The sequence below is a fragment of the Pandoraea pnomenusa genome (assembly GCF_040391475.1).
Classification (GTDB): domain Bacteria; phylum Pseudomonadota; class Gammaproteobacteria; order Burkholderiales; family Burkholderiaceae; genus Pandoraea; species Pandoraea pnomenusa_C.
The window spans coordinates 1-22,146 of the sequence record NZ_JBEBXS010000008.1; the positions used below are offsets into that span (position 1 = coordinate 1).

A 22,146-nucleotide genomic window follows, 5' to 3' on the forward strand; every position below is an offset into this window, starting at 1 on the left:
ATATTAATGACCTTCCCCGACTCGCGCAAGCCCTTTGTGAAATTATTTTTACGAAGGCGCATTTTCCACCGCCCCGACGTCTCTCGCCAGCTTACGTCTCTATATAGGTATGACCGGACAGCGCCGCCTACGTCGACCTCACCACCTGCGGCACAATAGCGGGCATGAACACCGAACTCTCGCAAGACACTGCCGGCCACGCCCATCCTTTCGCCGCGCTTTTGCCCGACACCGTCATCTCGGCGGTCGAACATCTGGGCAACTACAGCGACGGGCGACTGCTCGCCCTCAATAGTTATGAGAACCGCGTCTATCAGATTGGGATGGAAGACGGCCCACCGCTGATTGCGAAGTTCTACCGTCCCGGACGCTGGACGGACGAGGCCATCCTGGAAGAGCACGTCTTCACCCAATCGCTCGCCGACAGCGAAATCCCCGTCGTCGCGCCGCTCGTCATCAACGGCAAAACCCTGCACCACCACAATGGCTTTCGCTTCGCTCTTTTCCCCCGACGCGGCGGCCGCGCGCCCGAGCTGCAAGATCCCGACACGCTCAACTGGCTCGGACGCTTTCTCGGCCGCATTCACGCCCAAGGCGCCATCCAGCCTTTCGCGCATCGCCTGACACTCGACGTCGAGAGCTACGGGCGCGCGCCCATCGACTACCTATGGTCGAACGACTTCATCCCGACGGACCTGCGCGACGCCTGGCGCAGCATCGCCGACATGGCGCTCGACGGCACTGCCCGCGCCTACGAACGTGCGGGCGACGTCAAGTTGCTGCGTGTGCATGGCGATTGCCATGGCGGTAACGTCCTGTGGACCGACGCCGGCCCGCACTTCGTCGATTTCGACGACACGTGCATGGCCCCCGCCATGCAGGACCTGTGGATGCTTCTCTCGGGAACCCGCGCGGAAATGACTCTCCAGTTGGACGAAGTGCTCTCCGGCTACGAAGACTTCGCCGACTTCAATCCCCGCGAACTGCATCTGACGGAAGCCTTGCGAACGCTGCGTCTGCTGCATTACAGCGCCTGGCTCGCCCGCCGATGGGACGATCCGGCCTTCCCCGCTGCCTTCCCGTGGTTTAACACGCAGCGCTACTGGCAAGACCGCATTCTGGAGTTGCGCGAGCAAGTGTCGTTGATGGACGAGCCCCCGCTGGTCTGGCGCTAACGATCACATCGCCGGCGACGCGCGCCTGTGCGCGGTGAGCGTTACCGGCCGCGCGTCCGGCACGCTATGGAACAAGATGAGGTTTAGGCTTCGTTCAACGCGATCCGGCAGCGCTCACCACCACCGCCACATGGCGAATGCAAGCGCCGCGGCCACACACCACTCTGCGGTCGAGCCGGTCGTCACATGGAGCGGCGAGCGGAAGCGCGTTCTCAGCGGCCAGCACAACGGTACACCGGACGGCGTCAGCCAGTCCGCCAGCAGATGGGACAGGTACCCGGCACACAGTGCGAGCATCCACGGCGGTACTCGCCCCCAGCCGTATACGCACGCGGCGAGCGCGAGCAAAGGCAGCAACAGCGAATGCGTCATGCCCCGATGTCCGAACAACGCGGAGATTGTCAGGGAGACAGGGGCGACGCGACGCCCCAACATGCTTTTCGGATGATCGATGTCGGGCAGTAGCGCGCCGACAAGCGTCAACGGCCAGGCGTGCACGCTGGCGGCCCATCCGGTGCGGTGCATCAGCCATGTGGCGCCGATGCCGAAAATGAGATGACTTCTGGCTTGCATGAGGACGGGGGCGATGCGCCGGAACACTCGGCACGTCGCCCCGAAAATGAGGGGACGAAGTCTACCACTCTGGCTAAGCCCTCATATCACCCACGGTAATCGTCCCGGTGCGCTTACGCGATGCATAGCCCGCATCAGCCACATCGTCCGCTTCACCCACCTCACATCCATTCCCCACTCATACGTTGCTCCCTATCTCCCTATCTCCCTATCTCCCTATCTCCCTATCTCCCTATCTCCCTATCTCCCCATCTCCCCATCTCCCCATCTCCCCATCTCCCCATCTCCCCATCTCCCCATCTCCGCCATCTCCCCCATCTCCCCCATCTCCGCCAACAACACCCGCCATTTCGGCCCCCGCCCGGGCATCCATCACAGCCCTCCCAAAAGCGCAACGTCGACCCACATCGCCCAGGCATAAATGCGGCAATTCGCCACACTCGCCACGAAATGCGCACGATCCGGTTGACGCTGTCATACGCGCCCCTTACGATCCGCCCGACGGCTTTCCCGACGTTCGCCAAGACGAACGCACCTCCCGCAGGAGTTATCGATGAAGAAGTCTCTGGCGCCGGCAACGCTCGCCGCTGCAACGACGGTCGCGCTTGCCGCCTTCATGCCGCTCACCGCGAACGCAATGAACCCATTGGTCACGGACGACACCGGCACGCAAGACACCGGCAACTGGCAGCTCGAACTCAATAGTGAGTGGCTGACGCAGCCAACGGCACGCCAGCAGCAATGGACGAACACGCTGACCTACGGCGTGTTGCCGAATCTGGACCTCGCCATCCAGGCGCCTTACCAGCGCACGCGTCCCGACGGCGACGGCTGGACCAGCGGCTTCACCGACCTGACCTTGCAGGCCAAGTGGCGCTTCATCGAGACCGACGACTGGAGTCTCGGCCTGAAGCCGTTCGTCACGCTGCCGACGGCCAGCCAGGACCGCGGACTGGGCAACGGCCGCGCCACGACCGGCGCAAACCTGCTGATGCAGTACAACCTCGATCGCTGGACGCTCCTGGCAAACGTCGGCTACACCTGGAACAACAACGGCGTCGGCAATCGCACCAGTCTCTGGAACGCCTCGACAGCGGTCCTGTTCAGCGTCACGGACAAGCTGCGCCTGGCCGCGGACATCGGCCTCGCCAGCAACACCGACACGTCCACGACGACCAAGCCCGCCTACGCCCTGGTCGGTGCGATCTACAGCCCGACGAAGGACCTCGATCTGGACATCGGCTACAAGCGCGGCCTGAATCCCGCGTCGCTCTCGCACTCCGTCCAGGCGGGCGTGACCATCCGCTGGTAACCGAAGCCTTCCGCACGACAGCGCGACCGCCCCTCGTCCGCCCCGCCGCGCCCTCCTGAAGCATCGCGGCTGCCTCATACCGAGACAGCCGCCCCTCCCTCAACAGCAGGCCAGATGCCGGGCCTTGCAAGTCTCGAGTACCTCGTCGGCCGGACGCTTCCACCAGTCCTGCGCCGAGAAGATCTCCACCTCGTGCATGCCCTCGTATCCCTGCGCCTCGACGAGCGCGCGCGCTGCCGGGATATCGATGACGCCGTCGCCCATCATGCCGCGATCGAGCAGCAGTTCACGTGTCGGCACGAGCCAGTCACAGATGTGAAACGCCAGTAGCCGCTGCTTCCCCGCCCGCGCAATCTGCGCCGCCAGTTGCGGGTCCCACCACACGTGATACAGATCGACGGCAATGCCCAGTCCGTCGTCGCCCAGTTCGTCGCACAGATCGTTCGCGTGGGCCATCGTGTTCACGCAAGCCCGATCCGCGGCATACATCGGATGCAGCGGCTCGATGGCCAGTGGCATGCCCGCGCCGCGCGAGTAATCCAGTAACTCCGCAATGCCGTCGCGCACCTGGGCACGCGCCCCGGCAATGTCCTTCGATCCGGCTGGCAAGCCGCCCACCACGAGCACCAGACATTGCGCGCCGACCGTGAGCGCCTCGTCGACCGCACGACGGTTGTCGTCGCGCGCCGCCGCTCGCCCCGCCGCATCCGCGGCCGGGAACATGCCCCCGCGGCAATACCCGGTGACCGTCAGGTCATGCGCGCGAATGCGTCTGGCCGTCTCCGCCAGCCCCAGTTCGGCCACCTGATCGCGCCAGGGCGAAATGCCCCGAATGCCGTGCCGGGCGATGCCGTCGATGATGGTGTCGAGCTTCCATTGCTGGCGCACCGTCGCCGTATTGATCGACAACTTCTCCGCCGGGGGCGGCACATAGGGCGAGACCGACGTCACCACCCCGTCCTGCGAACCGTGCATACGCTCGTTCATGCTTCCACCCCATTCACCGCGAGCCACAACTTCATGCGATACGCCGCAAGCGCCGGATCCTCCAGGAGTTGCGCCGCCGTCGCCAACCGGAACAGCTCGCAGTAATGCCAGAGACTGCGCGTGCTCTGCTGGCCGCCGATCATCGCGAAGTGGTCCTGATGTCCGTTGATCCACGCCATGAACACCACCCCCGACTTATAGAAGCGCGTAGGTGCGGCGAAGATATGACGTGACAACGGCACCGTCGGCGCCAGAATCGCGTCGAACGTGGCGCGATCTCCCCTCCCGAGCGCATCGAGCGCGGCCGACGCCGCCGGTGCAATCGCGTCGAAGATACCCAGCAACGCGTCGGAATACCCTTGCGAGTCGCCCGCGATCAGCTCGGCATAGTTGAAGTCGTCGCCCGTGTACATGCGCACGCCTTGCGGCAAGCGACGCCGCATGGCGATTTCCTTGTCCTTGTCGAGCAACGAGATCTTGATGCCGTCGACCTTCGTCGGTTGCGTCTCGATCACTTGCAGGCAGACGTCCATCGCACGCTCGAGATCGGCGTGCCCCCAGTAGCCTGTCAGCGCCGGATCGAACATGTCGCCCAACCAGTGCAGGATGACCGGCTCGCGTACTTGCCTAAGAATCCGCTCGTACACACGCAGATAATCCTCCGGCCCTTTGGCCACTGCCGCCAGTGCGCGGCTCGCCATGAGAATGATGCGTCCGCCTGCCGCCTCGACAGCACTCACCTGCTCCTCGTACGCACGGATTACATCGTCGAGCGTGAGTCCCGGCGCCGGTGCGAGATGATCGGTGCCCGCCCCGCACGCGATACGTGCCCCCGGATGATGCTTCGCCTGCGCCACGCTGCGACGGATCAATTCGAGCGACGTCGGCCAATCGAGCCCCATGCCGCGCTGCGCCGTGTCCATCGCTTCCGCCACGCCAAGGCCGAGCGAGAACAGACGCTCGCGATAGGCCAGCGTCGCGTCCCAATCGACGGCCGCCGTCAGCCACGGGTCGGCGGTCGAGCGCGGGTCGGCGACCACGTGCGCGGCCGAGTAGGCAATGCGATTCATCGTCGGCGACGCGCTCGGCTGCCACGTGCGTTCGGTCCGCACGGTGAACGGCACCAACTGCCCGTCGCGATCGATCAGCTTGAGTGTCGGCGCCATGACTCAGGCTCCTTCGCGGCCGGTGAGCGCGGGCACGTCGAGCCAGCGGCGCTCCTTCCAGCTTTGCAGCCCCAGCTCCACGAGCTGCACGCCCTTCGCGCCTTCGAGCAGGTTCCACCGGAATTCGCCCTCGCCCGCCACGTGACGCAGGAACAGCTCCCACTGCACCTTGAACGCGTTGTCGTAGACGGTCGTATCGGGCACCTTGACCCAGTCGTCGAAGAAGTCGTGTGTCTGACGCACGTCGGGGTTCCACACCGGCTTGGGCGTGTTCACGCGCGATTGCGTCCAGCAGTCGGTCAGCCCCGCGACGGCCGAACCATGCGTGCCGTCCACCTGGAACGTGACGAGATCGTCGCGACGCACGCGCACGCACCACGAGCTGTTCAATTGCACGATCACGCCGTTTTCGAGCTCGAAGGTGGCATATGCGGCATCGTCGGCGGTCGCCTGATACGGCTTGCCCTGCTCGTCCCAGCGCTGCGGAATGTGGGTCGCACCGAGGCACGACACGCTCTTGACCTTGCCAAAGACGTTATCGAGCACATAGCGCCAGTGGCACAGCATGTCGAGAATGATGCCGCCGCCGTCTTCACTGCGATAGTTCCAGGAGGGGCGCTGCGTCGGCTGCAGGTCGCCCTCGAACACCCAATAGCCGAACTCGCCGCGCACGGACAGCACCTGCCCGAAGAAGCCCGCGTCGTTGAGCATCTGCAGCTTACGCAGCCCCGGCAGCCAGAGCTTGTCCTGCACCACGCCGTGCTTCACGCCCGCGGCCTGCGCTGCGCGATACAGATCCAGCGCCTCGGCCAGGTTCGTGGCGACCGGCTTTTCGCAATAGATGTGCTTGCCCGCCTGCACGGCACGCTTGAGCAGCGCGGGGCGCGCCTGTGTCGTGGCCGCGTCGAAGAACACCGTGTCGTCCGGATTGGCGAGCGCCTCGTCCAGATTCGCGCTCCAGCGCTCGATGCCGTACTGACGCGCCAGCGCCGCGATCTTCTCCGCGTTGCGCCCGACAAGGATCGGGTCCGGCATGAGACGGTCGCCATTCGCGAGCGTCACCCCGCCCTGCCTGCGAATTTCCACGATGGAGCGGATCAAGTGCTGGTTCATGCCCATGCGACCGGTCACGCCGTGCATGATGATGCCGATTCGAAGCGTTGCCATTACGTAATCTCCTGTGACTTCCCTTGTAGCGATGCCCTATCGATGCGTCGTCGATTCAAGATGATTCGAACTGGCCCGGCGCAGGTCATCGAAACCGCCGGACGTAATAATCGTCGCAATAAAATTTCGTATACCTAATCGTTATGAAAAGTCCTCGGCATTCATTCACCGGGACTTCCCGACATCAGCCTCCCGGCATTTCCCGAAGGATGCGCCAGTCCGGCATGGCACGGGACGCGAAACCTTCTCCGTACAAATCCGTGAGCGCGATATCGCCGTCGTTCACGCGTAGCTGAAGCGATCCGCCGCTGTTGTCATGCGCATCTCGACCCGGGCGCCACGCGTACAACGCGGGATGTCCTTTCGCGAACGCTCGCTGCTCCTCCTCACCGGCACCCGCCATGCCAGCAACGTAGTGATGTCCGTTGCGTTCGATATGCGTAACGCCGAGCAACGCCGCGAGCGCCAGATCCTGCTGTACCGCCAGCCCCGCCTGACAGGTGAGGTCTTCCGCCGTCATGAAGTAACGGCACACCCCGGCCTGCGCATTCCACTGCTCGCAGCGCGCGCGATTGAGGAGCGACTTGTAGAGCCCCTTGCAGCTTTTGCTCGATACCGCGCGGTAGCCGAGTGCCTGTGCCGACGCAAACGCCTCGATCGTCTCGTCCGACTCGTCGATCATCATCGGCACTGCGCTGGCCAGCGGCCCGAGCGGATGACGCAACGCCACGCTGCGCGCGAGCGGTTGCTCGACGTAGCGCACACGACGCACCAGATCGGCGAGTTGCGCATCGCGCTCGAGCGAACGCCAGAAGGCGAGGAATTCGCTGGCGTCGGCGTATTGCTCGTTACCGTCGAGCGTCACGCGATAGTCCGGACACCGCTTCGCCAATAGCGACGCGATCGCCGCGAGACGTTCTCGATCCTGCTGCGCATCGCCGCCCAACTTGAGCTTGAACTCGCGTGGACGATAGGTGCGCACCACGGATTCCAGCGTGGCGGGCAGCCCGTCGTCAGGCAGATCGGCGTGGCCACCGTCGAGCAGCACATCGGCCATGCCGACGGTATGACGCAGCGCCAGCGAGCGCATCGGGCGCAGGTCGGTGAGCATGGCGTCGAAATCGAATGCCTCCAGATCGGGGGCAAGCGACGTGGGACGTAGCCCCACCACATTGCGCCGCATCGCGTCGAAGAACGAAATGCCCGCAGCGCGACAGACACCATCGAGCACTGCCTTGTCGAGCTGTGCGAGTCCGAAGGAGGCCACCAGCGGATTCAACTCGAGCGCCGCCGCTTCGCGAAGTTGCGCCGGGTACTGTCGCTCGAAGCGCGCGAACGCCGTCGCGGGTGCGATGTCGGCCAACGCCAGGCGGCGCGCCAGACGCAGCGACGCGCGCAACTGCGCCGTGTTCTCCTCCTGCGAGAGCGCCGGCGACTTGTCGAACCACTTCGGCACCATCAGTTCGGCGGCGGCCCCAACGGCTTCTCGACCGTCGGCCAGACGCACGCCGACGCGCACGAACGCCTGCGTCGCATGACGCAGCGTGACCGCGCCGAAGCGAAACGGCAGTCGCAACGCGACATCGCGTTCGAACAACTCGCAAAACGTTAGGGTGAGCGCTACCGCTGACATAGGTCAGTCCTCATCAGTCCCGAAAAGATGCTGGTGAATTCAGGGCCGCAGCAAGCGACCGGATCGACGCGGGCGTTGCCCGCCGGGATCACTCGTCGAGATTCCCCTGTGCGTAGAAATGCGACCGGATCTTGCGCGTCAGACGAGCGAACTCAGGATCGCCCATCACGTCGAGCCCGCGCGGACGCGGCAGTTTCACGTCGTAGATCGCCGCAATGCTGCCCGGACGCTCCGACATCACCACCACGCGATCCGACAGAAACACCGCTTCCGGAATGCTGTGCGTAATGAGCAGCACCGTCTTGCCCGTCGACAGCCAGATGCGCTGCAGCTCGAGGTTCATCTTCTCGCGTGTCATGGCGTCGAGCGCGCCGAAGGGCTCGTCCATGAGCAGGATCTGCGGATCGTGCACGAGCGCCCGGCAGATGGCGGCGCGTTGCTGCATCCCGCCCGAGAGCTGCCACGGCAGCTTGTGCGCGAAGTCCGTGAGTCCCGCCATCTCGATGAGCGCCTTGGCGCGCGGCAGATACTTCGCACGATCGAGCTTGCGTACCTCGATCTGCAGCATGATGTTCGAGAGGATGTCGCGCCAGGCCAGAAGGACCGCACTCTGAAAGACCATGCCGATATCGTCGGGCGGACCGTCCACCGTCTTGCCATTGACGATCAATCGGCCTTCGGTGGCAGGCAACAGCCCCGCCGCGATCTTCAGTAACGTACTCTTGCCGCAGCCGCTCGGCCCGACAATCGACACGAACTCGCCGGGCGCCACGTCCAGCGAAACCGGATTGAGCGAGCGCACGGCGCCTTCTTTCGTTTCATACGTCTTGGCGATGCCGTCGAAACGGATCATCGGTGCCGGGGCCCGCGCGCTGTCCGGTGCGCGCTCGGGCGCACCTTCGGGCGAGGCGTCGGGCAGCGTCTCCGGCAAGGTCTCGGCAGACGCTTGCCAGCCCGTCAGCGCACGTTCTACTGGGCGGTTCATTTCGGCAGAAACTCCAGCGAGTAGTAATCCTCGGCCTTGCCGGCCGTTGCCGCGTCCACGCCGCCGTACTTGACCATCAGATCGAGGGTGGCAGCCATGTCCTTCGGATCGAAACGCAGCGGCGGCAGGTTCTGCGTGCCGGCCGTGTGCAGCAGCGGGATGGTGGCGTCCCAGCTCTTGGCGAGCGTCTCCGGCTTGCCCGCCTTCGGATTGATCTTGAGCATGGCGTTCACGGCGTCTTGCGGCGATTGCGTGGCGGCCTGCACCGACTTCGAGGCGGCGCGCAGGAAGCGACGCAACAGTTCGGGGTTCGACTTGAGCATGTCCTTGCGCGCGATGATCCCGCCGTTGAGCGGATTCACGCCCGAGTCGGCGAAGAGCAACGCACGCACCGGCTTGCCCGTGATCTCTTCGATGATCGGCTTCTGGTCGTTCACGTTACCGAGCAGCAGATCGGCACGCCCGTTCACCACGGCGTTGCGCTTGGTCGTGGCGTCGCCCGAGACGGCCTTGTAGTCGCCATCGCCCAGATGATTCGCCTTCAGATAGACGGGCCAGAGCTGCGAGAGCGAGTCGCCGGGCGTCATGGCGACGGTGCGCCCCTTGATGTCGGCGGGCTTCACGATGTTCTTTTCGGCGAAGCCCATCACCGACGCGGGGCTCTTTTGCAGCATCACGCCCACGGTCACGACCGGCGCACCTTTCGCCGCCGCCTTGATCATGGTGCTGACGTCGGCGTAGCCGAGCGTCGTCGACCCGGCGGCGACTGCCTGCACGGTCACGGCCGAACCGCGTCCCTCCTGGATTTCGAGATCGATGTTCTCGGCCGCAAAGTAGCCGCGCTCCACGCCGAGATAGAAGGGCGCATGCTCGCCATAGGTGTACCAGTTGAGCATCAGCGTGACTTTGTCGCGCGCTTGTGCGGGCGTTGTCGTACCCAGCGCAATGACTGCCCCGGCGGCGACGCAGCCCAACACGCGTGCCATGCCGGCGAGGCGCCAGGGACGTGTAGCCGATACCAGCCGCGACACGACACCGCGTCGCGCTTCCATTCGAATCATGCCAGTCTCCTTATGTCGTTCTTCTTGCGGGGGATACGGCGAGCCATGCGCGCGACCCCGCGCGCAGCGGCGAAATACTGCGAAATTCGGTGAACGGATGAACCGGTGGTTCAGGTGCTGACGTAGTAGTCGTCGCGATGCGACGCGTGCCAGGGAATCATCAGCCGCTCGACGATGTCGACCAGCACGAACAGCACGACGCCGACGAGTGAGAGCAGGATGAGTGCGGCGAACATGAGCGGCAGATCGAAGTTGCCGTTGGCCACTTGCAGCACGTAGCCGATGCCGGAGTTGGCGCCGACGAACTCCCCGACCACGGCACCGACGACCGCCAGCGTGACCGACACCTTCAGTCCGCTGAAGATGCTCGGCATGGCGAACGGCAAGCTGATCTTGAGGAAGGTCTGCAGACGGCTCGCTTTCATGGAGCGCACCAGATCGATCATGTCGCGATCGACCGACTTGAAGCCCATGACCGTCGAGACGACAACCGGGAAGAAGCCTAGCAAAAACGCCGTCACGATCTTGGGCACGATCCCGAAGCCGAACCACACCACCAGCAACGGCGCGATGGCGATCTTCGGAATCGACTGCGAGAACACCAGCAACGGGTAGACATAGCTCTCGACGAGCCGTGAATACGCGATGAGCATGGCGAGCGGCACGCCGATCAGCGCCGAGAGGAGGAAGCCGCCGACGGTCGCGTAGGTGGTCACGAGCGTCTCGCTCCACAGCTTGGGAAAGTCGGTGACCAGTTGACGGATGACGACAAGCGGATCGGGCACCAGATACGGCTTGATCTGGAAGAGCTGAATGGCCAGCTCCCAACCGACGATGATGATCGCGATCAGGGCAATGGGCCTGAACGCACGAGACTCGAATACCTTACGAACCAACGGTGTCGCTTGCGCCATGAGTTGTCTCCGTCCTTGGCGAGGTACGAGCCGGTCGTGCGCGAGATCGGGTCTCAGGCATCGCCGGCGTGTTGTCGTGACTTGATCTTGTTGCTGACGTCGCTTTCCGGTTTTGTTACCAACTGGTTAATTATCTTAGGCAGGCGAAAATGGGCTGTCAACGGGAAACCATGCGAAAAATCAGCTGATCAGTAGATACCCCAAGACCATGTCGATCATGTGCTGCAACCGTTCGAGACGCGCCTTCGGCGTCGACAGATCGCGTCCGAACACGGTGCACAGCGTGGCGTTGTTCGACAGGTAGAAGTACCCGAGCGCGGCGATGGAGATATACAGTTGAAGCGGATCGACGCCACCCCGGAACAGCTTCTCGCGATGCCCTCGCGCGAGGATTTCGCCGAGCGTGTCGATGAGCGGCGAGTTCAACGAACGGATGTCGGTGGATCGGCGCAAATGCTGCGCGTGGTACAGGTTTTCGCTGTTCAGCAGCGAAAGAAACTCGGGATGCGCGAGATAGTATTCCCACGTGAAAGTCACGAGTGCACGAATGGCGTCGATCGGCGCGAGGTCGAGCAGACGAAGCTCGGCTTCGGCATCGCGAATGCCGCGATACGTGTCTTCCATCACGGCGAGAAAGAGCTCGTCCTTGTTCTTGAAGTAGTAGTACAGCATGCGCTTGTTGGAGCCGGCGCGTTCGGCGATGGCCTCCACGCGCGCGCCCTCGTAGCCGCGCAGGGAGAACTCGTCGCGCGCTGCGGCGAGAATCTGCGCCCGCGTGCGATCGCGGTTTCGCGTGGCCCGCGTTGCCTGAGCATCGTTGGTCATGAATGGGTTTAATTAACTGGTTGGTAACACAAATACTAAACCAGCCAATTCGCCAAGTGAAGCGCCGACGCACAACAGATGCGCATCGGATGCGGCGAAAATGCACACGTCGCGCACGATTTTTGAGGACACCATAAAATCAGTGTCATAAATGCTTGACACAATGCGCAGAATACCCGTATTATTCTTCTTCTCAGACGCGGGGTGGAGCAGTCTGGCAGCTCGTCGGGCTCATAACCCGAAGGTCACAGGTTCAAATCCTGTCCCCGCAACCAAATTTGAAAGCCCGTCGATCGCAAGATCGACGGGCTTTTGTCATTCCGCCCTCCCGCCCGACACGCAAGCGCCGATCTGGGCGAGGTGCCCGGGCCAAGTCGAAGCGGCGTTGCATCGTGATAGAGTCGTCCGTCGCTCTCCTTCACGAAGCCTTATGTCAACTTCCATTGCAGCAGGGCCCGTCGACTCCGCCGGCAAGACCGACGCAATGCTCGTTCCCGAGAAGACCGCGCTGCTGGTCATGCACTACCAGACCGACATCCTCAGCCTGTTTCCCGACGCTGCCCCCGCCTTGCTCGCGAACACGCGCGCGCTTTGCGATGCCGCGCGTGCAAAGCGCGTACCCATCTACTTCGCGCAATTCCACTTCAGCCCCGGCTATCCCGAAATCAGCCCGATGAATCGGAACGGACAAGGCGTCAAAAGTCTGGGGCGTTTCGTGGAGGACACCATTTCGCCCGAACTCGCACCGCAGGCCGACGAGCCGGTCATCATGGCCCACCGCGCCAGCGCCTTTTACGGCACGGACTTGCAGGTGCGTCTGTCTGCGCGTGGTATCGACACGTTGATCATGGTCGGTGTCGCGTCGACGGGCGTGATGCTCTCGTCCGTCGCCCACGCGAGTGATGCCGACTACCGCCTGTTCACCGTCAAGGACTGCTGTTTCGACCCGGATCCGGTCGTTCACGACCGGCTCTTCGCCACTGCGTTCGCCTCGCGCACGCAAGTGCTTTCACTGACAGACGCCCTGGCGATGCTGGCGTAGTGCTCCGGCTCGTCTTCACGGGCTCACGAGCGGCTCACGCGCATACGCCTCATGCAACTGCCCGACGAAGGCCGGGGCATCGGGCAACGCCACCGATCCTATCTGCGTGACGGCAATGCCCGGTGTCCAGGAGTTCATCACCACGGCGCCGGACATGGCCGCCACGTCGTCGCGTGTCACGATTGCCGAACGCTGCGGCACGCCCATCGCTGCGAGTTGTCGCTGGACGATCGACATCGTCGTGCCCTGCAACACGTCGGCCTCGGGCCAGATGACGCCTTCCCCATCCCAGAACGCGAGATTCCAGATCGACGCTTCGCCAAGACGCCCCGCGCGGTCCATGAACGCCGCGTCGTCGAACCCCTGTGCGACGGCCTGACGCAGCCAGTATGTCTTTGCGACTTCGCCGACATGCTTGATGTGTGCGAGTACACGCTCGTGTTCGAAGACCGCAAGACGCAACGGCCCGCGCGGCCCCGATGACGGTTCGCCGGTGCGCACCAACACCTCAGGCGTGACTTCCGGCCCCGCCACGACGAACTCCCCCGCAGGCGAATACACCATTGCCGTCAGCGACAGATCGGCCGACAACGCGGGTATGGCGGCACGCAGACACGCGCGAACCTGAGCGTCCGTGAGCGCGACGCCGAACATTTCCATCGACGCCCGACGCAAACGGTCGAGATGCAGATCCAGGCCACGCACCTTCCCGTCACGCACCTGCATGGCGGTGAAGTGCGCGAAGCCTGCAAACGCGAGCGGTGCGAGATCCGCCGCCGTGGCCGTCGAACCATTGCGTTGTGCAACCAGAGTCATGATGAACCTCGAATGTCAGAAGAGACGTTCGAGGCTAAACTCTGACAACGCTGTCAAGGTCAAGGCCCATCATGCAAATCGGAGAATTGGCGAACGCCACCGGCGTGAGCGAGCGGATGTTGCGCTACTACGAACAGGAAGGATTGCTGCGCCCCACAAGAACGGAAGCCGGCTACCGCCTATACGGCGAACCGGAATTGTTGGCGGCACGGCGCATCCGCCTGTTGAGCGCCTCGGGTTTGAAGATCGAGAGCATTCGCCTGTTGCTGCCGTGCATGGTCGGTTCTGGCGATGCGGACGACCCGGCCACCGGAACGACGTTCCAGCCCTGCGACGACGTGCGCGAGGTCCTGCGCCGCGAAATCGACAAGCTCGACGCCAAACTGCGCGATCTCGGCGAAAGCCGACAGATCGTCGCCAGTTTTCTCAGCGGCATCGAAGCGGCGCAGTAATCCGGATCACGCGTCGCGTCTCCGGCAATATCAACCGCCGCGTCGTCGCGTAAACCGTTGCTCGACGACCGTACTGCCCCACTGCGAGCCTTCCGCCTCGCTCGTCAGCGCAAAGCCAAACGACTCGTACAGATGGCGCGCGGCGTCGAGCCCCTTGAACGTCCACAGATAAGTCTCGTCGTATCGGGCGTCGACGAACGCCATCGCCTGCGTCATCAGGTGCCGTCCGATGCCGGTGCCACGCAGGGCATCGTCGACGATGAACCACCGCAGATGGGCAACGCGCGTTCCGAGGTCTCCGTCAATCGCGAGCGACGCCAGCGTCCGGCCGTTTTCGACGTAAAGCCAAAGGCCCTTGCCTTGTGCGGGCAACGCGCCGGCGAATTCGGCAAGTTCCGTGGCCACCTTCTTTTCGAAGAACGCACTGAAGCCCCAATGCGCTGCGTAAAAGCGCGCATGCAGACTCGCCACGTCGCCGATGCAGCCGGGCTGATAACCCTCGACGATCTGTGAGGGCGCCCCGCTGTCCGCAACCCCTTTGGTCGAGTTGTCCTGCGCGAGCGCGTCGGCGTAAAGCGCCAGCGAGCGAACCAGCACCTCCTGATCGGCGGGGACGATACGTCGCAGCGCACTCGAGACCTGCTCCGTGGCGAATCGGTCGATCTTCTTGCGCAGTGTTTGCCCGGCGCTCGTCAGATGCAACTCGGAGGTGCGGGCGTCGCCGACGGCCGTCGTTCGCCGAACGAGGCCAGTGGCTTCGAGCTTGGCCACCTGACGGCTCGTGTTCGATTTGTCCAGTCGCAGGAGCGTGCCGAGATCCTTCGCGCTGATCCCCGGCGTGGCGCCGATCTCGATGATGGCGTGAACGGCGGAAGGTGCGAGATCGCTGTCGGCCAGCGTCGTACGCATGAAGCCAAGCTCCCGCACCAGACGGCGCGAGAAGTCGCGTAGCGCCAGGATTTCCGCTTCGCGCGGCTGGCCAGGCAGGTCGATGAGATCCATGAGTGCGCTCCCGGAAAGGGCTGAAGCGCAATGAGTTGCGCTTCGCAACCAATATACTTGCGCTTCGCAACTTATGCAAGCCTCTTGCGACGGCGGAGCCGAAGGGGATGCGTCACACCGGGTCGCGGTGGCGCCGGCCTACGCGCCGCTACCGAACAGATCGTAGGAATCGAGAATGGCGTAGGCGATTTCGGGGCGATTGTCGAGGCAACGCCGCACGGCGGCAGGAAGTGACGCCCGGGTCTTGCGGCACAGTCCGGGCTGATCGGCCAACTGGATTGTGATGCCGCGCACGGTGCGAACCTCGTTGCGGCTCGGCGTGATCGTCAGCACGATGCCGAGTTGCGCGTGCATCAGCGAGGTCACGCGTTGCAGATCTTCGTAGCTCGAAATGGCTTCGATGCGCGCGATCAGCCGCTTCTCCTCGGCCTGCGTCAGGCGCAGCACCCGGCGGTCTCCCTGCGGATCGCGCATGAGACGCTCCCGCTCGCAGGTGCAGGCACCGGGCGGGCATTCCGTGCGGAGGGGAATCAGTGGCTCCGAAGCCATAGCAGCAGCCGTGCAATCGTGGGCGACATGGGCACAAGGCGCATTATCCATCGCACGAGTATCGCCGGTGCGAGGGCAGTCGTTCCATTAGGGATTTCAGGGTTCTGTCCATCACGGCCCTGCGCGTCGCGCGTCGCGAGCCATCGCGGATTCCCCTCACTTTGCGCAAGAGAGGTCTTCGAATTCGAACGTTTATCGAACGGGAACGAATCCCTAGACTGGAACCCATGCTGTGAGACGGGGGGAGACGCCCGCCAACCTGACGACACCGGTGCATCACAGTGCGCCGGTTTTCGTTCAGAACCCTAACCGTCTCCGGAAGTCGCGTCGCCGACGCGCATCCACCACACACGACGGTCATGAAAAAGAAGATTGCGTTAGCAGCGTTTCTCGCGGTGCCCGGATCCTTTGCGATCCTCGCCCTCGCCTGTCTGCACCCGGCGCTGCGCCGGGCCCTGGCCCGCGCCGCCGGCCTCGAACCGATGCTCGCCAACGTGTCGCGTCAGGTCGTGCTGCTCGCACTCGTCTACCATCTGAACCTGCACCATCGTCATCGCGAACGCGCCCTGCGCGCCTGTCAGCGTCAGGGCATCGACGGCAAGACCTTCGAGGCCTTCGACGTTTTCGCGCAGTAAGCCGCTTCGTCCGTCGTCGGCAACATGAGCGACATCAGCGGGCCCGAATCGGGAACCCGTTCACGTAAGCAGCAAGATCGGCAGCCTCCGCGGCACCCCACACCTTGCCATCGCATAACGTCTCACACGCGGGTTTCGACATGACGGCAACGCCCTCAGCGCGCGCAGCCGCTTCGAACAGCGCCGTCTGATTCACCGCCCCGGCGGTCTGCGCGGCATCGGCCACCGCCTCGTCACCGACCATGCCCCAGCGTCGGTACTGCGCGATGAACCACATCCCATCCGACGCATGCGGGTAGTTCACTGCCCCCGCCTCGAAGAAGCTCACGGGCAGCAGGGCATGCCGCCCTGCCAGACGCCCGAAGTCACCGAGCAAGCGCGCCGCGATCAAATCGCGCGGTGCCCCCACCCACGCCGGTTCGGCCAGCCACCCCGCCGCTTCCGCCCGATGTCCGGGCATGTCCAGCCACCGGCACGCGCTGAGCAACGTGCGCAGCAGCGCCAGCGCCGTGTTCGGATACTGCGTGACGAAGTCGCGCCGGCAGGCGAGCACTTTCTCCGGATGGTTCGGCCAGATGTCGCTCGAGAGCACCGCCGTGCGGCCCAGTCCCCGCGCCTGCGCCACCGCATGCCACGGCTCACCACAGCAGAACCCGTCGAGGCCGCCCTCTTCCATCGCCGCCACCATGTGCGCGGGAGGCATCACGATGCTCGTCACCTCCGTGAGTGGATCGATGCCTTGGGCCGCGAACCAATAGTTGAGGAACATGGCGTGCGTGCCCGTCGGGAACGTCTGCGCGAAGACCGGCTTGCGCCCCAACGATGCCAACGCCGCGCGCAACTCTCCCGTGTGCGCCATCGCCTCGGCCAGCGACGGCGACACCGTCACCGCCTGCCCGTTGCGATTGAGCACCATCAGCACGGCCATGTCCTCGCGCGGTCCGCCAATGCCCAATTGCACGCCGTAGACAAGGCCGTACAACGAGTGCGCCGCGTCGAGCTCGCCGGTCATCAGCTTGTCGCGCACGGCCGCCCACGACGACTCGCGGCTCAACTCCAGCGTCAGTCCGTGTTCGTGTCCCAGCTCCAGACGCTTCGCCACGACCAGCGGGGCCGCATCGGACAACGCGACAAAGCCCACCCGCAAATGACGCTTCTCGGGCATGCCGCCCGGCCCGTGCGCGTCGGAAGCCAACCATGATGACGTCGACATGTGCAGTGTCTATCCCAGTAATTCGGCAATCGAGACGAGTTGGCGAGCGACTTCGACAAGCTTCTCGCCCTGATCCATCGCCCGCTTTCGCAGAATGGCATACGCCTCCTGCTCGGAAATCCTGCGCCGGTCCATGAGCAGCCGCTTGGCGCGATCGATCAGCTTGCGGTCGGCGAGTTCGCTCTCGGCCTTGGCCAGTCGTGCGCGTAGCTTCTCTTCGTGCGCGAAGCGCGCCAACGCGACTTCGAGAATCGGCGCGAGCCGATCGGCGGCCAGCCCTTCGACGGAATACGCCGTTACGCCCGCATCGACAGCCGCGCGAATCAGCGACTGATTGCCGTCGGCGGCGAACATCAGCACCGGACGCGGCGCCTCGGCATTCATCACCGCCAGTTGTTCGAGCGTGTCACGCGACGGCGATTCGGTATCGATGATGACCACGTCCGGGCGTTCGCTTTCCACCACGCGAGGCAACGCCTGCGGCTTGGCCACCTCCGCGAGCATCTCGCAGCCCAGTCGCGCGAGCGCCACCCGCAACTCGCCAATCGGCTTGTCGGTGTCCGTGACGAGCAACACACGCAGCATGGTCAGGCCGCCACGGCAGCAACGCGAACGCCGTCCGCCGGGCCGGACGTCTGCCCCGCGAGCACTGCGTCGTCGCGCTGTACCACCGCCTCACCCACGGCGCCGCCCACGAGCAGGATCGCCGGACTGGCGAAGCCGGCGGCGCGCACGTTGGCGGCCAGACTGCCCAACGTCGTCACCAGCCGACGCTCCTGTGGCGTGCCCGCCCACTGCACGGCCGCGGCCGGTGTCGATGCGGCAAGATGGCCCATCAGCGTCTCGGTGAGCGCCTCGACACGCGTCACGCCCATGTAGATCGCCAGCGTGGTGCCGGTGGCCGCCAGCGCTGCCCAGTTTGGCGCGCTGCCGTCCTGTCGATGCGCGGTGACGAAGGTCACGCCCGCGCAATGGTCGCGATGCGTGAGCGACATGCCCAGCCCGGCGGCGGCCGCGAACGCGGACGACACCCCGTTCACGATCTCGACCGCCACGCCCGCGCGACGCAACGCCGCCATCTCCTCGCCCGCACGTCCGAACATCAATGCGTCGCCGCCCTTCACGCGCACCACATGTGCGCCACGCGAGGCGAACCGGCACATCAGCCGTTCGATGAACGCCTGCGGCGTGGACCGGCAACCGCCGCGCTTGCCCACGGCAATCACGCGGGCCTGCGGTGCCAGCGTGGCGATCTCCGGGTTCGCCAGATCGTCGATGAGCAACACGTCGGCCTCGCCGAGCACGCGCGCCGCGCGCAACGTGAGCAGGTCCAGCGCGCCGGGCCCGGCGCTGAGCAACGTGACTTTGCCGTGTTTCATGATAGGTCTCCCTCGGTACTTCCCTGTCGTTCGGATCTTGCGAATCGTGCATCGCCTGCGGTTCCTGCACCTCGCGGATTTCGCCTGTGTCTTGCATGGATCGCTCACGCCACCTTCGATGTCGCGCTCGCGGCCGATGTCGCGTCCAATGCCGCCGAAGCCACCGCAGACCGTGACACCGGCTTGCCTGACGCTGCGCACATGCGCTGCAACTCGGGCACACAGGAGCCGCACACCGTGCCGCATCCGAGCGTGGCCTTGAGTTGCGCGACGTCCGCGCCCGCTGAAATTGCCGCCTCGATACGCGAGGCCGAGACCGACTGGCACTGGCAGACGGTGCGGTCGCGCGGTGCGGCGGGCGCACTGTCGGCAACAAAGACGGCGTGGCGCGCGCGGGTCCACGGGGCGGCGTCACGCACACGCGCGAGCAGCGACATCGATGCCGCGATATCCGCCTCGCTGCCCGCGACCAGCACGCCGTCGATCAGCTTGTCGCGCCAGGCCACGCGCTTGGTCATGGCACGACGCGCGTCGCGATACTCCAGCAGCGATTCGTCGCGCGGCAACGCAAGCGCCGTGTGCAGGCGTTCGAGCCAGTCGGCGTCCGGCTGATCGTCGGCCGCTGTCACGACAATGCGGTCGTCGCCTTCCAGTCGCACTGTCGCGAAGCGTCGTTCGGCCAGCAATGGCTGCACCGCCGCGTGCAGTTGCAGTGCGTCGCCACGGCGCACCGCCGCCACTCGCCACGGCAACGCGAGCGGATCGACACGCACCGCCGCATGCTTGAGCTCCGGCTGCTTCGAGTACTTGTCGACGGCGCCAAGCGTCGTGTCGTTCACGCCGCCGCCGCCCAGGAACTGCCCGCTCCAGTGCATCGGCACGAACACGGTGCCCGAGGCGACGTCGTCGCTAACGGCCAGTAGCAGCGCCCGCTCGCCGCGACGGCTCGCGAGTCGCACGAAGTCGCCCGCGCGCAGGCCACGGCGCGACGCGTCGGCCGGATGCATCGTGAGCGTCGGCTCCGGTGCGTGCTCGAACAACTGCCCCACGCGCCCCGTGCGGCTCATGCCATGCCACTGATCGCGCAGGCGTCCGGTGATCAGACGCAGCGGATGCCGCGCGTTGATCGGCTCGGCCACCGGCCGGTATTCGAATGCGTGGAAGCGGGCACGTCCATCGACAGTGGCGAACACACCGTCTTCGTAGCGACGTGCCTGACCACGCGCGGCCCCGGCGGGAAACGGCCACTGCTGCGGGCCGCGCCGATCGAGCAATGCATAGTCGATGCCGCCGATATCGAGATCGCGCCCCACGGTCAGCGCGCGATGCTCGTCAAAAATGCTTTCGATGGACGAAAAGACGAACGGCTCGGGCGCACACCCGAGCGCCGGCGCCAGACGACGCGCGACTTCGCTCGCGATCCACCAGTCCGCCTGCGCCGCACCGGGTGCCGCCACAGCAGCCCTGACGCGCGAGATCCGGCGCTCCGAATTCGTCACGGTCCCCGCCTTCTCGCCCCAACTGCTGGCGGGCAGCAGCACGTCGGCGTAGGGCACGGTATCGGTCTGGTGGAAAGCCTCCTGCACCACGACGAACTCCGCAGCCGCGAGTGCCTCGCGCACGCGTTCGCTGTCGGGCATCGAGTGCACGGGGTTCGTACACGCGATCCAGATGGCCTTGATGCGCCCGTCGCGCACGGCGTCGAACATCTCCACTGCCGGCAATCCCGGTTTGTCCGAGAGCCCCTGCACGCCCCAGAGCCGCTCGACCTCGGCGCGATGTGCGTCATTACCGATATCGCGATGCGCGGCGAGCATCGTTGCCAGCCCGCCCACTTCGCGCCCGCCCATCGCATTGGGCTGCCCCGTGAGCGAGAACGGTCCGGCACCTGCGCGCCCGATCTGTCCCGTCGCCAGATGCAACTGAATCAGCGCAAGATTCTTTTCCGTGCCGTGGCTCGACTGGTTCAGTCCCATGCAGTACAGCGACAGCGCAGCAGGACTCTCACCGAACCAGTCCGCCGCCTGGCGCAAGGCCGATTCCTCGATGCCGCAAATGTCGGCAGCCAGTTGCGGCGGATAGGCACGCAATACCTGCTTGAGTGCTTCGAACCCGTCGGTGTGGGCATCGATGAAGCGGCGATCGAGCCGGCCTTCCCAGATCAGGTGATGCAGCATGCCGTGAAACAGCGCGACATCGGTGCCCGGCACGATCGCCAGATGCAGGTCGGCCATCGCTGCCGTATCGGTCCGGCGCGGGTCCACGACGATCCAGCGGATCGACGGATCGGCCGCCTTCGCCGCTTCCAGACGACGGAACAGCACCGGATGCGCGTATGCCATATTGCTGCCGGCAAACAGCACCGTTCGCGCGGCTTCGAGGTCGTCGTAACAGGTCGGCGGGCCGTCGGCACCGAGCGCCATCTTGTACGCACTCACCGCGCTCGACATGCACAGCCGCGAATTCGTATCGATGTTGTTGGTGCGCACCAGCCCTTTCGCCAGCTTGTTGAAGACGTAGTAGTCCTCCGTCAGCAGTTGCCCGGAGACGTAGAACGCCACGGCATCGGGTCCGTGACGGCGAATGACGTCGGCGAAGCGCGTGGCGACCGTCGTCAACGCGTCGTCCCAGCTCGCGGGCGCACGTGCGGCATCGCGCCGGGTGCGCAACTCCGGCGTGAGCACGCGGCCGGCGATCGATCGGGCCGTGAGCGGCAGCGTCATGCCCTTGCTGCACAGCCGCCCGTAATTGGCCGGGTGCTCGGGATCGCCCCGTACACCGACGATGTGCTCGCCGTCGCTCTCGACGAGCATGCCGCAACCGACGCCGCAGTAGCAGCAGGTGGTTTGCGTGAGCGTTGTCATGGCGCGCGATCGATCAGGCAGTGACAATGACGTCGGGCATGTCGGCACCCACCATCTCGTCGAGCGCAAGGTACACCTCACCCGCATCAATACGCACCGCGAAGCGCTGCGCGCAGCCCACGTCCGGTGCGCAGGCTTCGCCTGTCGTCAGGTCGATGTTCCAGGCGTGCAACGGGCACGTCACCTTCTCGCCGTGCACGATACCCTGCGAGAGCGCCCCGCCCTTGTGCGGACATTTGTCGCGCAACGCGAAGACGTTGTCGCTCTCGGTGCGAAACAACGCGATGTCGCCAGTCGGATGCGTGAGCACGCGGGTGCCCAGACGCGGAATCTCGCCCACGTCGCACACGTGCAGCCAGATCGGATCGTTGGATTTGGACAGCGTCATGGCGATCT

General features: G+C 64.8%; 22 protein-coding genes and 1 tRNA gene. 6 read left to right on the forward strand and 17 right to left on the reverse strand.

Features of this window, described 5'->3' with window-relative positions:
* The first annotated feature begins 164 nt into the window (after positions 1-164).
* On the forward strand, positions 165-1,175 hold the full coding sequence (locus ABWO90_RS10475; protein ID WP_353191164.1) for a serine/threonine protein kinase: 1,011 nt from the start codon (positions 165-167) through the stop codon (positions 1,173-1,175).
* A gap of 114 nt (positions 1,176-1,289) precedes the next feature.
* Here the strand turns inward: ABWO90_RS10475 and ABWO90_RS10480 are convergent, their stop codons facing one another.
* Positions 1,290-1,748, reverse strand: coding sequence for a metal-dependent hydrolase (locus ABWO90_RS10480; protein WP_353191165.1), 459 nt, complete (start codon positions 1,746-1,748; stop codon positions 1,290-1,292).
* A 553-nt stretch (positions 1,749-2,301) separates the two neighbouring features.
* Here ABWO90_RS10480 and ABWO90_RS10485 point away from each other — a divergent pair.
* Positions 2,302-3,060 carry a transporter gene (locus tag ABWO90_RS10485; protein WP_353191166.1) on the forward strand — a complete coding sequence of 253 codons (759 nt, stop codon included), beginning with the start codon at positions 2,302-2,304 and terminating at the stop codon, positions 3,058-3,060.
* Positions 3,061-3,159: 99 nt separating this feature from the next.
* On the opposite strand, the gene ABWO90_RS10490 is transcribed toward ABWO90_RS10485, so the two are convergent.
* From ABWO90_RS10490 to ABWO90_RS10525, 8 genes are all read right to left on the reverse strand, one after another.
* Positions 3,160-4,047, reverse strand: coding sequence for a sugar phosphate isomerase/epimerase family protein (locus tag ABWO90_RS10490; protein WP_353191167.1), 888 nt, complete (start codon positions 4,045-4,047; stop codon positions 3,160-3,162).
* Complete coding sequence (locus tag ABWO90_RS10495; RefSeq protein ID WP_353191168.1) at positions 4,044-5,213, reverse strand: dihydrodipicolinate synthase family protein; 1,170 nt, start codon at positions 5,211-5,213, stop codon at positions 4,044-4,046. The genes ABWO90_RS10490 and ABWO90_RS10495 overlap by 4 nt, the downstream gene beginning before the upstream one ends.
* Before the next feature lie 3 nt (positions 5,214-5,216).
* Entirely contained in the window at positions 5,217-6,380 is a 1,164-nt protein-coding gene (locus ABWO90_RS10500) for a Gfo/Idh/MocA family protein (protein ID WP_353191169.1), read from the reverse strand.
* A 184-nt stretch (positions 6,381-6,564) separates the two neighbouring features.
* Positions 6,565-8,013, reverse strand: a complete 1,449-nt coding sequence (locus ABWO90_RS10505; RefSeq protein ID WP_353191170.1) for an enolase-like domain-containing protein — start codon at positions 8,011-8,013, stop codon at positions 6,565-6,567.
* Between the two features lie 88 nt (positions 8,014-8,101).
* Positions 8,102-8,866, reverse strand: a complete 765-nt coding sequence (locus ABWO90_RS10510) for an ABC transporter ATP-binding protein (RefSeq protein WP_353191335.1) — start codon at positions 8,864-8,866, stop codon at positions 8,102-8,104.
* 128 nt (positions 8,867-8,994) lie between these two features.
* Positions 8,995-10,059: an ABC transporter substrate-binding protein gene (locus ABWO90_RS10515; RefSeq protein ID WP_353191171.1), complete on the reverse strand. Its 1,065-nt coding sequence runs from the start codon at positions 10,057-10,059 to the stop codon at positions 8,995-8,997.
* Between the two features lie 110 nt (positions 10,060-10,169).
* The gene (locus tag ABWO90_RS10520) at positions 10,170-10,973 is read right to left on the reverse strand and encodes an ABC transporter permease (RefSeq protein ID WP_353191172.1); all 804 of its coding nucleotides are present in this window, start codon (positions 10,971-10,973) and stop codon (positions 10,170-10,172) included.
* Positions 10,974-11,153: 180 nt separating this feature from the next.
* A complete protein-coding gene (locus ABWO90_RS10525) occupies positions 11,154-11,798 on the reverse strand; it encodes a TetR/AcrR family transcriptional regulator (protein WP_353191173.1) in 645 nt (214 codons plus the stop codon).
* Between the two features lie 198 nt (positions 11,799-11,996).
* Between ABWO90_RS10525 and ABWO90_RS10530 the strand changes: the two genes are divergently transcribed.
* Positions 11,997-12,073, forward strand: a tRNA-Met gene (locus ABWO90_RS10530).
* Between the two features lie 155 nt (positions 12,074-12,228).
* Positions 12,229-12,840: a cysteine hydrolase family protein gene (locus tag ABWO90_RS10535; protein ID WP_353191174.1), complete on the forward strand. Its 612-nt coding sequence runs from the start codon at positions 12,229-12,231 to the stop codon at positions 12,838-12,840.
* 15 nt (positions 12,841-12,855) lie between these two features.
* Here the strand turns inward: ABWO90_RS10535 and ABWO90_RS10540 are convergent, their stop codons facing one another.
* Positions 12,856-13,656, reverse strand: coding sequence for an aminotransferase class IV family protein (locus tag ABWO90_RS10540; RefSeq protein ID WP_353191175.1), 801 nt, complete (start codon positions 13,654-13,656; stop codon positions 12,856-12,858).
* Between the two features lie 71 nt (positions 13,657-13,727).
* Between ABWO90_RS10540 and ABWO90_RS10545 the strand changes: the two genes are divergently transcribed.
* A complete protein-coding gene (locus tag ABWO90_RS10545) occupies positions 13,728-14,108 on the forward strand; it encodes a MerR family transcriptional regulator (protein ID WP_353191176.1) in 381 nt (126 codons plus the stop codon).
* A 30-nt stretch (positions 14,109-14,138) separates the two neighbouring features.
* Here ABWO90_RS10545 and ABWO90_RS10550 read toward each other — a convergent pair whose 3' ends face one another.
* Together ABWO90_RS10550 and ABWO90_RS10555 are read right to left on the reverse strand one after the other, a co-directional pair.
* Positions 14,139-15,110, reverse strand: coding sequence for a bifunctional helix-turn-helix transcriptional regulator/GNAT family N-acetyltransferase (locus ABWO90_RS10550; protein WP_353191177.1), 972 nt, complete (start codon positions 15,108-15,110; stop codon positions 14,139-14,141).
* Between the two features lie 138 nt (positions 15,111-15,248).
* Positions 15,249-15,584 (reverse strand): hypothetical protein, encoded by a 336-nt coding sequence (locus tag ABWO90_RS10555; RefSeq protein WP_353191178.1) that lies wholly within the window; start codon positions 15,582-15,584, stop codon positions 15,249-15,251.
* 434 nt (positions 15,585-16,018) lie between these two features.
* On the opposite strand from ABWO90_RS10555, the gene ABWO90_RS10560 reads away from it, so the two are divergent.
* Positions 16,019-16,294 (forward strand): hypothetical protein, encoded by a 276-nt coding sequence (locus ABWO90_RS10560; protein ID WP_353191179.1) that lies wholly within the window; start codon positions 16,019-16,021, stop codon positions 16,292-16,294.
* Positions 16,295-16,328: 34 nt separating this feature from the next.
* Here the strand turns inward: ABWO90_RS10560 and ABWO90_RS10565 are convergent, their stop codons facing one another.
* From ABWO90_RS10565 to nirD, 5 genes are all read right to left on the reverse strand, one after another.
* Entirely contained in the window at positions 16,329-17,507 is a 1,179-nt protein-coding gene (locus tag ABWO90_RS10565; protein WP_353191180.1) for a CmpA/NrtA family ABC transporter substrate-binding protein, read from the reverse strand.
* A gap of 9 nt (positions 17,508-17,516) precedes the next feature.
* Positions 17,517-18,092 (reverse strand): ANTAR domain-containing response regulator, encoded by a 576-nt coding sequence (locus ABWO90_RS10570; protein WP_353191181.1) that lies wholly within the window; start codon positions 18,090-18,092, stop codon positions 17,517-17,519.
* A 2-nt stretch (positions 18,093-18,094) separates the two neighbouring features.
* On the reverse strand, positions 18,095-18,886 hold the full coding sequence (gene cobA / locus ABWO90_RS10575; protein WP_353191182.1) for a uroporphyrinogen-III C-methyltransferase: 792 nt from the start codon (positions 18,884-18,886) through the stop codon (positions 18,095-18,097).
* Between the two features lie 104 nt (positions 18,887-18,990).
* Positions 18,991-21,750, reverse strand: coding sequence for a nitrate reductase (locus ABWO90_RS10580; protein WP_353191183.1), 2,760 nt, complete (start codon positions 21,748-21,750; stop codon positions 18,991-18,993).
* A gap of 13 nt (positions 21,751-21,763) precedes the next feature.
* The gene (gene nirD, locus ABWO90_RS10585; protein ID WP_353191184.1) at positions 21,764-22,138 is read right to left on the reverse strand and encodes a nitrite reductase small subunit NirD; all 375 of its coding nucleotides are present in this window, start codon (positions 22,136-22,138) and stop codon (positions 21,764-21,766) included.
* Between the last annotated feature and the right edge of the window lie 8 nt (positions 22,139-22,146).

Bases quoted from the DNA above. Each gene is read 5' to 3' on its own strand.
- ABWO90_RS10480 (WP_353191165.1), bottom strand. From the start codon at position 1,748: ATGCAAGCCAGAAGTCATCTCATTTTCGGCATCGGCGCCACATGGCTG.
- ABWO90_RS10560 (WP_353191179.1), top strand. From the start codon at position 16,019: ATGAAAAAGAAGATTGCGTTAGCAGCGTTTCTCGCGGTGCCCGGATCC.
- ABWO90_RS10505 (WP_353191170.1), bottom strand. From the start codon at position 8,013: ATGTCAGCGGTAGCGCTCACCCTAACGTTTTGCGAGTTGTTCGAACGC.
- nirD (WP_353191184.1), bottom strand. From the start codon at position 22,138: ATGACGCTGTCCAAATCCAACGATCCGATCTGGCTGCACGTGTGCGAC.
- ABWO90_RS10500 (WP_353191169.1), bottom strand. From the start codon at position 6,380: ATGGCAACGCTTCGAATCGGCATCATCATGCACGGCGTGACCGGTCGC.
- ABWO90_RS10525 (WP_353191173.1), bottom strand. From the start codon at position 11,798: ATGACCAACGATGCTCAGGCAACGCGGGCCACGCGAAACCGCGATCGC.
- cobA (WP_353191182.1), bottom strand. From the start codon at position 18,886: ATGAAACACGGCAAAGTCACGTTGCTCAGCGCCGGGCCCGGCGCGCTG.
- ABWO90_RS10550 (WP_353191177.1), bottom strand. From the start codon at position 15,110: ATGGATCTCATCGACCTGCCTGGCCAGCCGCGCGAAGCGGAAATCCTG.
- ABWO90_RS10555 (WP_353191178.1), bottom strand. From the start codon at position 15,584: ATGCGCGATCCGCAGGGAGACCGCCGGGTGCTGCGCCTGACGCAGGCC.
- ABWO90_RS10475 (WP_353191164.1), top strand. From the start codon at position 165: ATGAACACCGAACTCTCGCAAGACACTGCCGGCCACGCCCATCCTTTC.
- ABWO90_RS10580 (WP_353191183.1), bottom strand. From the start codon at position 21,750: ATGACAACGCTCACGCAAACCACCTGCTGCTACTGCGGCGTCGGTTGC.
- ABWO90_RS10565 (WP_353191180.1), bottom strand. From the start codon at position 17,507: ATGTCGACGTCATCATGGTTGGCTTCCGACGCGCACGGGCCGGGCGGC.
- ABWO90_RS10485 (WP_353191166.1), top strand. From the start codon at position 2,302: ATGAAGAAGTCTCTGGCGCCGGCAACGCTCGCCGCTGCAACGACGGTC.
- ABWO90_RS10510 (WP_353191335.1), bottom strand. From the start codon at position 8,866: ATGATCCGTTTCGACGGCATCGCCAAGACGTATGAAACGAAAGAAGGC.
- ABWO90_RS10540 (WP_353191175.1), bottom strand. From the start codon at position 13,656: ATGACTCTGGTTGCACAACGCAATGGTTCGACGGCCACGGCGGCGGAT.
- ABWO90_RS10495 (WP_353191168.1), bottom strand. From the start codon at position 5,213: ATGGCGCCGACACTCAAGCTGATCGATCGCGACGGGCAGTTGGTGCCG.
- ABWO90_RS10490 (WP_353191167.1), bottom strand. From the start codon at position 4,047: ATGAACGAGCGTATGCACGGTTCGCAGGACGGGGTGGTGACGTCGGTC.
- ABWO90_RS10545 (WP_353191176.1), top strand. From the start codon at position 13,728: ATGCAAATCGGAGAATTGGCGAACGCCACCGGCGTGAGCGAGCGGATG.
- ABWO90_RS10520 (WP_353191172.1), bottom strand. From the start codon at position 10,973: ATGGCGCAAGCGACACCGTTGGTTCGTAAGGTATTCGAGTCTCGTGCG.
- ABWO90_RS10535 (WP_353191174.1), top strand. From the start codon at position 12,229: ATGTCAACTTCCATTGCAGCAGGGCCCGTCGACTCCGCCGGCAAGACC.
- ABWO90_RS10515 (WP_353191171.1), bottom strand. From the start codon at position 10,059: ATGATTCGAATGGAAGCGCGACGCGGTGTCGTGTCGCGGCTGGTATCG.
- ABWO90_RS10570 (WP_353191181.1), bottom strand. From the start codon at position 18,092: ATGCTGCGTGTGTTGCTCGTCACGGACACCGACAAGCCGATTGGCGAG.